Consider the following 12157-nt stretch of genomic DNA (forward strand, 5'->3'; position numbering starts at 1 on the left):
CGGCGCCGCCGAACATGGCCCCTCGTGACCGCCGACGACAGCGCCGTACCCGCCCCGCCCTCGGGGGTGCGTTCCCTGCTCCCCGATCTCGCTCCCTGGCGCGCCTCCCGTGACTTCCGCCGGCTCTGGTTCTCGGGCCTGATCTCCAACTTCGGGAGTTTTCTGACCTTCGTCGCGCTGCCGGTGCAGCTCAAGGACCTGACCGGGTCGGCCGCGGCGGTGGGGGCCATCGGCGCGGTGGAGCTCGTGCCGCTGGTGGTGTTCGGGCTGTACGGAGGGGCGCTCGCGGACGCGCTCGACAAGCGGACGCTGATCGTGTGGACGGAGGCCGGGCAGGGTCTGCTCAGTGCCGCGCTGCTGGTCAACGCGCTGCTCCCGGACCCCGCCGTATGGCCGCTCTATCTCGTCGCCGGTCTGTCCGCCGTGCTGTTCTCGGTGCAGCGGCCCGCGCTGGACTCGCTGTGGCCGCGGATCGTCGCCCACGAGCACCTGCCGGCCGCCACCTCGCTCAACTCGCTGCGCTGGACCGTCGGCGGGGTCGCCGGACCGGCGGTCGCCGGGATCGTCGTGGCCTACGCGGGACTCGGCTGGGCCTATGCCGCCGACGCCCTCACCTTCGTCGTCTCGCTCGCCCTCGTGGTGCGGATCGCCTCCTCCCCGGCCGCGCACGAGGCGGCGAAGCCGTCCCTCCAGGCGATAGCCGAGGGCGCCCGGTACGCGTGGAGCCGCAAGGAACTGCTCGGGACGTACGCCGTCGACCTGGCCGCGATGTTCCTCGCCATGCCGCTCGCCGTGCTGCCGTTCCTGGCCGACGAGCTGGACGCCGAGTGGTCGCTGGGGCTGATGTACGCGTCGGTTCCGGCCGGGTCGATGCTGGTGAGCCTGACGAGCGGCTGGACCTCGCGGGTGCACCGGCACGGGCGGGCCGTGGTGGTCTCGGCCGCGCTGTGGGGGGTGGCGATCGCGGGCGCCGGTCTCGTCGGCGACGTGTGGCTGGTGCTGCTGTGTCTCACCCTCGCGGGCGGTTGCGACATGGTCAGCGGGATCTTCCGCGGAGCGATGTGGAACCAGACGATCCCGGACGAGCTGCGCGGGCGGCTCGCCGGGATCGAGCTGCTGTCCTACTCGGTGGGGCCGACGGTCGGCCAGGTCCGCTCCGGTGGTTTCGCGGCCTGGCTCGGGGTGCGGACGTCCGTCTGGTCGGGCGGGGTGCTGTGCGCCGGTGCGGTGGGCCTGCTGGCGCTGTGTCTGCCGGCGCTGATGCGCTACGACGTACGGACCGACGAGCACGCGAACCGGCTGCGTGAGCGGCGCGCGGCGGCACCCGTGACCGGGACCTGATCAGTCCCCGTCGGGGGTGTTGCCCGTCGGGGCGTCGTGCCACCTGGGGTCGTTCTCCCACTGGAGGTTGCGTTCGCGGGCGCTCTCCATGGCGTTCTCGGCCTCCCGCCGGGAGGCGTAGGGGCCGAAGCGGTCCTTGCCGGGACAGTCCGGCCCTTCCTCGACCTTCTTGTGCTCCAGGCAGTAGTACCACTCGCCCGGCTTGCCCGTGACGCGCCGCTTGAACAGGGTCATGACCAGCTCCTCTCGCCATCCACATGTTCCCCCACGGCCGCTCGTTAGACTCACTGGCATGTCTGGCCAGTCGCTGCTCGTGCCCGGGGAGCTGTCCCCCACCCGTTCCGTGCCCGGAAACATCCGCCGCCCCGAGTACGTCGGCAAGCCCGCGCCGGCGCCCTACACCGGTGGGGAGGTGCAGACGCCGGAGACGATCGAGGCGATGCGCGTCGCCGGGCGGATCGCCGCGCGGGCGATGGCGGAGGCGGCGAAGCTGATCGCGCCGGGGGTCACCACCGACGAACTGGACAAGGTGGCGCACGAGTACATGTGCGACCACGGGGCCTACCCGTCCACGCTCGGCTACCGCGGTTTCCCCAAGTCGCTGTGCACCAGTGTCAACGAGGTGATCTGCCACGGCATCCCCGACTCGACGGTGCTGCGCGACGGCGACATCGTCAACCTCGACGTGACGGCGTACATCGGCGGGGTGCACGGCGACAACAACGCCACCTACCTGGTGGGGGACGTCGACGAGGAGTCGCGGCTGCTGGTGGAGCGGACCAGGGAGTCCCTCGACCGGGCGATCAAGGCGGTCAGGCCGGGCCGGCAGATCAACATCATCGGGCGGGTCATCGAGTCGTACGCGAAGCGCTTCGGGTACGGGGTGGTGCGGGACTTCACGGGACACGGGATCAACTCGTCGTTCCACTCCGGGCTGATCATCCCGCACTACGACAGCCCGCACGCGACGACGGTCATCCAGCCGGGGATGACCTTCACGATCGAGCCGATGCTGACGCTGGGGACCCACGACTACGACATGTGGGACGACGGCTGGACCGTGGTGACCAAGGACCGCAAGCGCACCGCCCAGTTCGAGCACACGCTGGTGGTGACGGACTCGGGCGCGGAGATCCTCACTCTGCCGTAGCAGTCCGGAGCGCGCCGGGCCCGCTTTCCTGCTCTTGTGGGAGGGCGGGCCCTTTCTTGTACGCTTTTACCGACACCGTGTCGGCAAGATGCCGGCCAGACCGTTGACTTAGGTAAGCCTTACCTCAGAGGATGTGCCGTATGGATCACATGGAGCCCATGGCCTCGTTCTCGGCACTCCTGCGCACGGCGTCCCACGCACAGCACGTGGAGGCCGAGACCTCGACGTTCATGAGCGACCTCCTCGGCGGGAGGCTCGGGGTCGACGCCTACGCGCGCTACACCGAACAGCTGTGGTTCGTGTACGAGGCGCTGGAGACCGGCGTCGAGCGGCTGGCGTCGGACCCGGTCGCCGGGCCCTTCGTCCGGCCCGAACTGTTCCGGCTGGCCGCGCTGGAGCGGGACCTGGCGCACCTTCGGGGACCCGGCTGGCGGGCGGGGCTGTCGGCCCTGCCGGCGACGCGGGCGTACGCGGACCGGGTGCGGGAGTGCGCCGGGCGGTGGCCGGCCGGGTATGTCGCCCACCACTACACGCGCTACCTCGGCGACCTCTCCGGCGGCCAGATCATCCGCGACCGGGCGGAGAAGGCCTGGGGCTTCGAGAAGAAGGGCGACGGCGTCCGCTTCTACGTCTTCGAGGAGATCGGCAACCCGGCGGCGTTCAAACGGGACTACCGGGAACTGCTGGACGGGGTGCGCGCGGACGACCTGGAGAAGCAGCGGATCGTCGCCGAGTGCAAGCGGGCCTTCGCCCTCAACACGGCCGTGTTCCGGGCGCTGGGCGAGGAGTTCCCGCTCTCGGCCTGAGGCAGCCGGCCGGCGGCCGCTCCGCGCACGGGCCGGGCCCCTTGCCCGTGGCGGGAAGGGGCCCGGTGCCGGGTCGGTCCCGTCAGAACCAGCCGCAGTGCGCGCCGCCCCAGACGATGTCGCTGGAGACCGTGTCGATCTTGCCGAAGTACGGGCTGCAGACGGGGCCCGCGTGGACGCCGTGGTGCTTGCCATGCTCCGCGTGGCCGTAGTGGCCTTCCGAGCCGTAGTGGTCGTTGCCGTAATGGCGGGGGCCCTCGTCGGCGACGGCGCTCGTCGCGCCGGCGGTGGCCAGGGCGAGCCCCAGGACGGTCGCGGCCAGAACTGATCGGATGCGCATGATGCTCCTCTCATGGAGGCGGAGTGGTCACGCCCAGAGGTAACCGTTCGCCTCCGGGCGCACACGCGGGACCACCCGTACGGCCGCCCGGAACACCACGGACGCCGGTAGCCGCCGTTAGGATTCGGCGCCCTCCAGACAGACCCGGCCGCCGATCTCCACCCACCCGTACGGCTGCGGGGCCGTCAGGATCTGGGATCCGGCGCCCTGGGTGATGTTCAGCGCGCGGCCGAGGCGCTCGGTGAGCAGGAGCGCCGCCGCTCCGGTCGCCTCGTCCTCCTCGATGCCGTCACCCCGGCCGGGGAAACCCCGGGCGCGGATCCGGCCCGCGGGCTCGTCCTCCCACGCCCAGGCGTAGATCCACTCGCCGGGCGGCGGCACGCTCAGGTCCTCGACCTCGGCGGCGGTGGCGTACTGGCGGAAGGTACGCGGCGGGGCCCACTCCGCGCGTGCCTCGATCCAGCTGAACTCCCCGTCCAGCCGGGCTCCCACCACTCCGGCCGGGGTGACCAGCTCGGGGACGTCGAGCAGCCAGGCGGCGCCTACGCAGGGGTAGCCCGCGAAGGGCAGGCGCACGGTGGGCGTGTAGATGTCGATGACCCCCCGCTCGGGGTCGTCGACGAACACCGTCTCGCTGAAGCCGAGCTTCGCCGCGAGGGCCTGGCGGTCCTCCCGGTCCGGCAGCACCGAGCCGTCGCGAACCACGCCCAGTTCGTTGCCGTAGCCGCCGTTCGGCGCACAGAAGACGCGGAGCACGTCGTAATCAGTCACCCGGAAATTGAAGCACCGCGGAGCCCTGTCCGGTGAGCTCAGCCACCCGACACCGCGGCCCCACCGCGCGGCGTGCCACGTCGGGCGGATGCGGGTCCGCCGTGCGACGTGCCGCGGCCGGGCGGATGCGGATCCGCCGTGCGACGTGCCGCGGCCGGGCGGGTGCGGGTCCGCCGGGGCCGGCCGCGCCGTTCCCCGCGCCCCTCCAGGGGGCCGGTGCTTCCAGGACCCCTGGCCGGCGGCAGCGCGGCCCCACCGTGCGGCGCGCTGGGGTCGGCGGTGCGGGTCCGTCGGGGCCGGGGTGCGCCGTTCCCCGCGCCCCTCAGCGGGGCCGGGGTGCGCCCCTGGGGCGGGATTTGGCGTGTTGTTGGTTGGTGAGGTCTGGGGGTCGGGGGCCGGGGGGTGCCCCGGAAGCGGAATCTTTGAATCTCCTTTGACCTTTTCTTGGGGTCTGTTTTGAGCCACCGTGACCCTCCCGTGCTCTTACAGCGTCTATGAGAGCTGAATCACGGCACGCGCGGGTATTACGCAGGTAAGCCTTGGATAAGTTAGGCGAGGCTCACCAATCCTCGTGAGTCCCGTCACGCGAATATTCAGCCATCGCTGGGAGCCCGAATGCGAGCCGCCAGACTGTCCGTCCTCACCGCCGTAGCCGCCGTGACCGCTGTCACCGCGGTCACGGGCTGCACCTCGAAGAGCGACGCCAAAGACGGCGACCGGGTCATCAACGTGACCGCCACCGACTCCAAGTGCGAGACCTCCAAGAAGGAGATCTCCGCCGGGCACGTCGAACTCGCCATCGCGAACAAGGGCTCCAAGGTCACCGAGGTCTACGTCCTCTTCCCGGACGACCGCGTGGTCACCGAGCGTGAGAACATCGGCCCCGGCACCAAGCAGCGCGTCACCGCCGAGGTGAAGGCGGGCACGTACCAGATCGCCTGCAAGCCCGGCATGAAGGGCACGGGAATCCGCCAGGACCTCACGGTCACCGGCGGCACCGCCGTCAAGCGCAACCCGAAGCTGGACAAGGCCGTCGCCGACTACCGCGAGTACGTCCAGGAGCAGGCCGACGCCACCGTCCCGCTCGTCGAGACGTTCGTGAAGGCGGTCAAGGCCGGCGACCTCGCCGCCGCCCAGAAGGCCTTCGCGCCCTCCCGCCTCGGCTGGGAGCGCACCGAGCCGGTGGCCGAGTCCTTCGGTGACATCGACCCGAAGGTCGACGTGCGCGAGGACGGCCTCGAGGACGGTCAGAAGTGGACCGGCTGGCACCGGCTGGAGAAGGCGCTCTGGCAGGACAAGAAGATCGGGGACGAGGAGAAGACCCTCGCCGATCAGCTCGTCACCGATCTGGAGGACTGGCAGAAGCGGGTCGGCAAGGCCGAGATCACCCCCACCTCCATGGCCAACGGCGCCAAGGAGCTGCTCGACGAGGTCGCCACCGGCAAGGTCACCGGCGAGGAGGACCGCTACTCGCACACCGACCTCTCCGACTTCAAGGGCAACGTCGAGGGCGCGCAGAAGGCGTACGACCTGCTCAAGCCGGTCGCGCAGACCAACGACAAGGCGCTGACCACCGAGCTCGACAAGCAGTTCGCGGCGCTGAACGCGCTGCTCGACCAGTACCGCTCGGACAAGACCTCCTACGACTTCGTCTCCTACGACAAGGTCACCGAGGACCAGCGCAAGGAGCTCTCCGACGCGGTGAACGCGCTCGCGGAGCCCCTCTCGAAGCTCGCCGCGGCCGTGGTGAAGTAGGAGGCACGTCCATGACCGAGACCCAGAGCAGCAGCCCCACCCGCCGTTCGCTGATCGGCTGGGGCGGTGCCGGACTCGCGCTCGGCGCCGTCGCGGCCGGCGGAGCGGTGGCGATGACCCGGACCGGCGAGGACGTCGAGCCGACGGCCGCCGAGACGGGCGCGGCCGTCGCCTTCCACGGCGCCCACCAGGCCGGCATCGCCACCCCCGTCCAGGACCGGCTGCACTTCGCCGCGTTCGACGTGAAGACCACCGACCGCGCCGAGTTCGTCCAGATGCTCAAGGACTGGACGGCGGCCGCGCGCCGGATGACGGCCGGGAAGACGGTCGGTGACGGGGCGTACGGCGGGCTCGTCGAGGCGCCGCCGGACGACACCGGTGAGGCCCTGGGCCTGAAGCCCTCGCGGCTGACGCTCACGATCGGCTTCGGCCCCTCCCTCTTCGCGAAGTTCGGGCTCGCCGACCAGCGGCCCGACGCCCTCGTCGACCTGCCCAAGTTCGCCGGGGACGCCCTGGACGCGGCCCGCTCCGACGGCGACCTGTGTGTGCAGGCGTGCGCCGACGACCCGCAGGTCGCCGTGCACGCGATCCGCAACCTGGCCCGGATCGGCTTCGGCAAGGTCTCCATCCGCTGGTCGCAGCTCGGCTTCGGCAAGACGTCCTCGACGACCCCGGACGCCCAGACGCCCCGCAACCTGATGGGCTTCAAGGACGGCACCCGCAACATCGCGGGCACCGAGACCGACCGGCTGAAGAAGTTCGTGTGGGTGGACGAGAAGGACGGTCCCGACTGGATGGTGGGCGGCTCGTACCTCGTCGCCCGGCGCATCCGCATGCACATCGAGACCTGGGACCGCACCTCCCTGCAGGAGCAGGAGGACATCTTCGGGCGGGACAAGGGCGAAGGCGCGCCGGTCGGCAAGGCGAAGGAGCGCGACGAGCCGTTCCTGAAGGCGATGAAGCCCGACGCGCACGTACGGCTCGCGCACCCCGACTCCAACGGCGGGGCGACCCTCCTGCGCCGCGGCTACTCCTTCACCGACGGCACCGACGGTCTCGGGCGCCTGGAGGCGGGGCTGTTCTTCCTCGCCTACCAGCGGGACGTGCGCGAGGGGTTCATCCGGGTCCAGCGCAATCTCGCGACCGACGCGCTCAACGAGTACATCCAGCACGTGGGTTCGGCGGTCTTCGCCGTCCCGCCGGGCGTCCGCGGCAAGGACGACTGGTGGGGCCGGACGCTGTTCTCCGAGGAGGCGTAGCCCGTGTTCTCCAACTACCTGATCGGACTGCGCGAGGGGCTCGAGGCCTCGCTCGTCGTCTGCATCCTCATCGCCTACCTGGTGAAGACCGGGCGCCGGGACGCGCTGAAGCCGGTGTGGACCGGCATCGCCATCGCCGTCCTCATCGCGATGGTCTTCGGCTGCGTCCTCGAATTCGGCTCCCAGGAACTGACGTTCCAGGCGCAGGAGGCGCTGGGCGGCTCACTGTCCGTCCTCGCGGTCGGGCTGGTGACCTGGATGGTGTTCTGGATGCGGCGCACCGCCCGGCACCTGAAGTCGGAGCTGCACGACAAGCTGGACACGGCTCTGCAGCTGGGCACGGGCGCGCTGGTCGCCACCGCGTTCCTCGCGGTCGGCCGGGAGGGCCTGGAGACCGCCCTGTTCGTGTGGGCGTCGGTGCACGCGGCCGGCGACGGCACCCCGCGCCCGCTGATCGGCGTGGCCCTGGGTCTGGCGACGGCGGTGTTCCTGGGCTGGCTGTTCTACCGCGGGGCGCTGAAAATCAACCTGTCGAAGTTCTTCACCTGGACGGGGGGCATGCTCGTCGTCGTGGCCGCGGGTGTGCTGGCGTACGGCTTCCACGATCTGCAGGAGGCCGACTGGATCCCCGGTCTGAACAGCCTTGCCTTCGACATCAGCGGCACGATTCCGCCGGACAGCTGGTACGGGACGCTGCTGAAGGGCGTGTTCAACTTCCAGCCCGATCCGACCGTCCTCCAGGTCACGGTGTGGCTGCTGTACCTGGTCCCGACACTCGCGCTGTTCCTCGCCCCGGTAGGGTTCGCCTCCGGGAAGGGGAAGGTGAAGGCACCTGATGACGCACCTGACGACCAGGGGTCGCGGCCCTCGAAGGCTTCGCAGGCTTGACCGGCGCGTACTGATCGCGGCCTCCGTGACCGCTTTGTCGTTGACGGCGAGCGGTTGTGTGGTGGTCCACGGGGAGCGTGTGGTGCTCCCCGCGGCCACCCGGGCGGAGGCCGCGAAGGCGCTGCGGCAGTTCACGAACGCGTACAACAAGGCGGACAACGCGTACGACGGTTCCCTGGACGCCGCGTACACCACCGGCGTGGTCGGGGCCATCGACGCGGCCCGGTTGAAGGCGGGGAGCGTCAACAACCCGGACGGCAACCCGCAGCACACGCCGCTGGTGCTGTCGGACGTGACGTACACGATCCCCAAGAAGGCGGGCTGGCCTCGCTGGTTCGTCGCCGACGCCAAGGCAAACAAGGGGGGCGACGCCCGCTGGGTGCTGGTGTTCACCCGCGGCGACCTCTCCGAGCGGTGGCAGGCGGCGTATCTGACGCTGGTGGCGCCGGGCGCGATGCCGGACTTCGCCAAGGACAAGGACGGCTGGGCCGAGGCCGTGCCGGCGGAGTCCGCCGGACTGACGCGGACGCCCGAGGCCCTGAGCGAGGACTACGCCGCGTATCTGAAGGACGGCGGGGGCACCTTCGCGGACGGGACGTACACCAGCGAGCTGCGGACCACCCGTGCGAAGAACTCCAAAAAGCCGGGACTGGTGCAGCAGTACATCGACGAGCCGCTGACGGACGGCGCGTTCGCTCCGCTGGCGCTGCGGACGAAGGACGGCGGGGCGCTGGTGTTCTTCTCCACGCACCACTACGTCAAGCAGACGGCCGCGGCCGGGGCGTCGGTGCCCACGCCCAACGAGAGTGTGCGGGCGTTGACGACCGGGGAGATCAAGCAGTCGCTGACGATGGAGTTCGTGGCGAACGAGCTGGCCCTGGATCCGGCGAAGGGCTCGGGGGACGGGAAGGTCTCGCTGCTCAGCCGGCTGGAGGGGCTGACGGGCGCGAAGGGGGAGTAGGCCGTCGCCCGGGTGCGGCGCTCAGAGGCGTTGCCATCCCGGCGCCGCGTGGTCCTGCTCGGTCACATGACGGGCGCATGCGTCCGTCAATGCCTCCAGGAGGCTCAGGGGGTCCGGCAGGGGGTGTTCGGGGCCCCGCAGCCAGTGCACCGACTGTCCGTCGTCCCCCGGCAGGCGGGCCGGCGGGACGAGGACGTAGGAGCCTCGGCAGTGCCAGCGCAGTCCGGGGTGTTCGTCCATGGTCTCGGGGTGGCAGTCCAGCTCACAGGGCCACCACTCGTCCTCGTCCTCGGGAGTGCCGCGGGTGAGGGTGAAGAACAGCATGCGGCCGTCGTCGCTCCCGGCGACCGGGCCGACCTCGATGCCGGAGCCGAGCAGCCGCTCCAGGGCCTGGCGGCCGGCCTCCAGCGGTACGTCGAGGACGTCGTGGGTCATGCCGGTCGCGGTGATGAAGTTGGCCTGCGGCTGGTGCCGGGCCCAGCGCTCGATCTGGGCGCGGTCGGTGGTGGACTGTGTCTGCCAGGCGAAGGAGACCGGGTGCCGGGCGGGCGTCGGACAGCCGACGCGGTCACAGGAACACCGGTAGCCCGCGGCCGGGTACGCGGCGGGTGCGAGGGGCAGTCCCGCGCCCGCGGCGGCGAGCAGCAGGGCCTCACGGTCGCCGTCGTCGGCGCCTTCCGTCGGGCCGCTTCCCCGCAGCCACTGGGTGAGTTTGCCCCGCAGGCCGCTCAGGCCGCCGAACTCCGCGCTCATCTATCCCCTCGCCTCGCTGTGATGCGGACAGCATGCCCTATGGTCCCATCATCCTGCGCATCGGGGGTCCCGAGGCCCTAATCGGGGCAGGTGGGACGGATGTGACGCGGGAGCCCTAACGGGGGACGAGGCCGTACAGGGCGTAGTCGACCAGGGTGTCCGTGTAGTCGTAGGAGATGGGGCCCGTGCGCTGGAGCCAGCGCTGGGCCAGCGGGGAGACGAAGAGCTCCAGGGCGATGCGCGGGTCGATCCCGGGGCGGAGCCGGCCGGCCCGCTGGGCGGAGCGCAGACGGTCGACATACAGCTGGAGCTGGGGTTCGAGAAGCTTGGCGACGAACTCGCGGCCGAGCTGTTCGTCGACCACACCCTCGGCGGACAGGGCGCGGGCCGGTGCCTCGAAGCGGGGGTCGAGGAGCTCGTCGACGGTGGCGCGCAGGACGCTCCTGAGGTCGGCGGCCAGGTCTCCGGTGTCCGGGATGGCGTACGGCACCTGGCCCGCGGCCTCGGCGGCCTGCTCGCCGAGGTCGAGGAACGCCTCCAGCAGGACGTCGGCCTTCGACCCCCACCAGCGGTAGATGGTCTGCTTGCCGACGCCGGCCCGGGCGGCGATTCCCTCGATCGTGGTCTTCGGGTAGCCGGCCTCAGCGACGAGGGCGAGGGCCGCGTCGTAGATGGCGCGCCGGGACCTCTCGCTGCGGCGGGTGGTGTCGGGGGCGGCTTTGGCGGGCTTGGCGGACCTGGCGGGCTTGGTGACCATGGGGCGACGGTACCAAGGGGGTGAGACGGGGCGTCTCGCCGACGGCGGCCCGCCGACCCGCCGGGTGCCCGGTGCCGCGACGGGGCGGACGCAGGCTGCCGGGCCCGGTGCCCTGGCGCCAGTGCCGTGGCGGGCAACGTCTGTCCGCGCAGGAGCGGCGTCCCTGCGTGCTCTCGGCGTGCCGGCCGGAGGCCCTTGTACTGGACTCGGGTCCTCCGCCGGTGCGGCGAGAGGGCGGGCCCGGTGCCGCGACGGGGCGGACGCAGGCTGCCGGGCACCGGTGCCGTGGCGGTCAGATCCGCTCCTCCGGGTACCGCACGCCGATCCGCTCCCGTACCGCGTCCAGCGTGCGCATCACCGCGAGGGTGCCGTCGAGCGGCACCAGCGGGGACTCCGTCTCGCCGGCCCGCAGGGCGCGCATGACCTCGCCGGCCTCGTGCCGGAAGGTGGTCCGGGGGCCGTCGGCCGGGTCGGCGGTGAACTCCTCGGGATCGCGGCCGGCGCGGTGCAGGACCAGACGGTCGGGGTGGAAGAACCCGGACGGGATGTCGATGCGGCCGCGGGAGCCGGTCACGGAGGCGGTGGTGCCGGTGCCGCCGGTGACCGAGCAGTGCAGGGCGGCGAGCGCGCCGGACTCCCAGGACAGGGCGAGGGCGGTCTGGAGGTCGACGCCCTCGGCGGACAGCACCGCCTGCGCGGAGATCCCGGACGGTTCGCCGAGCAGGAGCTGGGCGAAGGAGACGGGGTAGACGCCGAGGTCGAGGAGGGCGCCGCCGCCCTGCGCGGGGTCGCGCAGCCGGTGCGAGGGCGGGAAGGGGCCCTCCAGGCCGAAGTCGGCCTGGACCGTGCGGACGTCGCCGATCGCGCCGTCCTCGACGAGGGTCTTGAGCCGGCGGATCACGGGGTTGCAGTACATCCACATGGCTTCCATCAGGAAGCGGCCGTTGTCGCGGGCCAGCGCGACGAGTTCCTCGGCCTCGCGCACGTTGAGCGTGAACGGCTTCTCGCACAGCACGCCCCGGCCGGCCTTCAGGCACATCCCGGCGGCGGTGCGGTGGGCGGCGTGCGGGGTGGCCACGTAGACGACATCGATGTCCGCGTCCTCGGCGAGCGCGCCCCAGTCGCCGTAGGCCCGGGGGATCCCGAAGCGTTCGGCGAACGCCCGCGCCGAGGCCTCCGTGCGCGAGCCGACCGCGACGACCTCGGCGTCGGGCAGGTCGACCAGGTCCGCCGTGAAGGCGGCGGCGATCCCGCCCGTCGCCAGGATCCCCCACCGCACCGTGTCCGTCGTCATACCCCGCCCGCCCTCGTGGCCGTACCAGCAGTCCGTTCGAGCTGAGAGCATAGGTGGCGCAGACATCGCAGAGGGAGGGGCG

The 12157-nt window shown here is 71.6% G+C and carries 13 protein-coding genes; 7 read left to right on the plus strand and 6 right to left on the minus strand.

Features of this window, described 5'->3' with window-relative positions:
* Positions 1–24: 24 nt before the first annotated feature.
* On the plus strand, positions 25–1341 hold the full coding sequence (locus ACFY30_RS13425; protein ID WP_390845344.1) for an MFS transporter: 1317 nt from the start codon (positions 25–27) through the stop codon (positions 1339–1341).
* Here the strand turns inward: ACFY30_RS13425 and ACFY30_RS13430 are convergent, their stop codons facing one another.
* A complete protein-coding gene (locus ACFY30_RS13430; protein WP_390655677.1) occupies positions 1342–1575 on the minus strand; it encodes a hypothetical protein in 234 nt (77 codons plus the stop codon).
* 58 nt (positions 1576–1633) lie between these two features.
* On the opposite strand from ACFY30_RS13430, the gene map reads away from it, so the two are divergent.
* Complete coding sequence (map, locus tag ACFY30_RS13435) at positions 1634–2491, plus strand: type I methionyl aminopeptidase (RefSeq protein WP_390845345.1); 858 nt, start codon at positions 1634–1636, stop codon at positions 2489–2491.
* A gap of 158 nt (positions 2492–2649) precedes the next feature.
* The gene (locus ACFY30_RS13440) at positions 2650–3297 is read left to right on the plus strand and encodes a heme oxygenase (biliverdin-producing) (RefSeq protein ID WP_390845734.1); all 648 of its coding nucleotides are present in this window, start codon (positions 2650–2652) and stop codon (positions 3295–3297) included.
* A gap of 82 nt (positions 3298–3379) precedes the next feature.
* On the opposite strand, the gene ACFY30_RS13445 is transcribed toward ACFY30_RS13440, so the two are convergent.
* Positions 3380–3637 (minus strand): hypothetical protein, encoded by a 258-nt coding sequence (locus tag ACFY30_RS13445; RefSeq protein WP_390655675.1) that lies wholly within the window; start codon positions 3635–3637, stop codon positions 3380–3382.
* Between the two features lie 117 nt (positions 3638–3754).
* On the minus strand, positions 3755–4408 hold the full coding sequence (locus ACFY30_RS13450) for a PhzF family phenazine biosynthesis protein (RefSeq protein ID WP_390655674.1): 654 nt from the start codon (positions 4406–4408) through the stop codon (positions 3755–3757).
* Positions 4409–5023: 615 nt separating this feature from the next.
* Here ACFY30_RS13450 and efeO point away from each other — a divergent pair.
* Genes efeO through ACFY30_RS13470 form a run of 4 tightly spaced genes read left to right on the plus strand, consistent with a single transcriptional unit; the run spans position 5024 to position 9271 of the window.
* On the plus strand, positions 5024–6163 hold the full coding sequence (gene efeO / locus ACFY30_RS13455) for an iron uptake system protein EfeO (RefSeq protein WP_390845346.1): 1140 nt from the start codon (positions 5024–5026) through the stop codon (positions 6161–6163).
* An 11-nt stretch (positions 6164–6174) separates the two neighbouring features.
* On the plus strand, positions 6175–7422 hold the full coding sequence (gene efeB, locus ACFY30_RS13460) for an iron uptake transporter deferrochelatase/peroxidase subunit (RefSeq protein ID WP_390845347.1): 1248 nt from the start codon (positions 6175–6177) through the stop codon (positions 7420–7422).
* A 3-nt stretch (positions 7423–7425) separates the two neighbouring features.
* Positions 7426–8310: an iron uptake transporter permease EfeU gene (efeU, locus tag ACFY30_RS13465; RefSeq protein ID WP_390845348.1), complete on the plus strand. Its 885-nt coding sequence runs from the start codon at positions 7426–7428 to the stop codon at positions 8308–8310.
* On the plus strand, positions 8258–9271 hold the full coding sequence (locus ACFY30_RS13470) for a hypothetical protein (RefSeq protein ID WP_390845349.1): 1014 nt from the start codon (positions 8258–8260) through the stop codon (positions 9269–9271). The genes efeU and ACFY30_RS13470 overlap by 53 nt, the downstream gene beginning before the upstream one ends.
* 21 nt (positions 9272–9292) lie before the next feature.
* On the opposite strand, the gene ACFY30_RS13475 is transcribed toward ACFY30_RS13470, so the two are convergent.
* From ACFY30_RS13475 to ACFY30_RS13485, 3 genes are all read right to left on the minus strand, one after another.
* Positions 9293–10024, minus strand: coding sequence for a bifunctional DNA primase/polymerase (locus ACFY30_RS13475; protein ID WP_390845350.1), 732 nt, complete (start codon positions 10022–10024; stop codon positions 9293–9295).
* A gap of 115 nt (positions 10025–10139) precedes the next feature.
* Positions 10140–10781 carry a TetR/AcrR family transcriptional regulator gene (locus ACFY30_RS13480; protein ID WP_390845351.1) on the minus strand — a complete coding sequence of 214 codons (642 nt, stop codon included), beginning with the start codon at positions 10779–10781 and terminating at the stop codon, positions 10140–10142.
* Positions 10782–11073: 292 nt separating this feature from the next.
* Positions 11074–12075, minus strand: coding sequence for a Gfo/Idh/MocA family protein (locus ACFY30_RS13485; RefSeq protein ID WP_390845352.1), 1002 nt, complete (start codon positions 12073–12075; stop codon positions 11074–11076).
* Positions 12076–12157: the final 82 nt, after the last annotated feature.

The sequence above is a fragment of the Streptomyces sp. NPDC000345 genome (genome assembly GCF_042898825.1).
Lineage (GTDB): Bacteria > Actinomycetota > Actinomycetes > Streptomycetales > Streptomycetaceae > Streptomyces.

What these genes read in the sequence shown, in the direction of transcription:
- ACFY30_RS13445 (WP_390655675.1), bottom strand. Translation starts at nt 3,637, where the DNA reads ATGCGCATCCGATCAGTTCTGGCCGCGACCGTCCTGGGGCTCGCCCTG.
- ACFY30_RS13475 (WP_390845350.1), bottom strand. Translation starts at nt 10,024, where the DNA reads ATGAGCGCGGAGTTCGGCGGCCTGAGCGGCCTGCGGGGCAAACTCACC.
- efeB (WP_390845347.1), top strand. Translation starts at nt 6,175, where the DNA reads ATGACCGAGACCCAGAGCAGCAGCCCCACCCGCCGTTCGCTGATCGGC.
- ACFY30_RS13440 (WP_390845734.1), top strand. Translation starts at nt 2,650, where the DNA reads ATGGCCTCGTTCTCGGCACTCCTGCGCACGGCGTCCCACGCACAGCAC.
- ACFY30_RS13485 (WP_390845352.1), bottom strand. Translation starts at nt 12,075, where the DNA reads ATGACGACGGACACGGTGCGGTGGGGGATCCTGGCGACGGGCGGGATC.
- efeO (WP_390845346.1), top strand. Translation starts at nt 5,024, where the DNA reads ATGCGAGCCGCCAGACTGTCCGTCCTCACCGCCGTAGCCGCCGTGACC.
- ACFY30_RS13470 (WP_390845349.1), top strand. Translation starts at nt 8,258, where the DNA reads ATGACGCACCTGACGACCAGGGGTCGCGGCCCTCGAAGGCTTCGCAGG.
- map (WP_390845345.1), top strand. Translation starts at nt 1,634, where the DNA reads ATGTCTGGCCAGTCGCTGCTCGTGCCCGGGGAGCTGTCCCCCACCCGT.
- ACFY30_RS13480 (WP_390845351.1), bottom strand. Translation starts at nt 10,781, where the DNA reads ATGGTCACCAAGCCCGCCAGGTCCGCCAAGCCCGCCAAAGCCGCCCCC.
- ACFY30_RS13430 (WP_390655677.1), bottom strand. Translation starts at nt 1,575, where the DNA reads ATGACCCTGTTCAAGCGGCGCGTCACGGGCAAGCCGGGCGAGTGGTAC.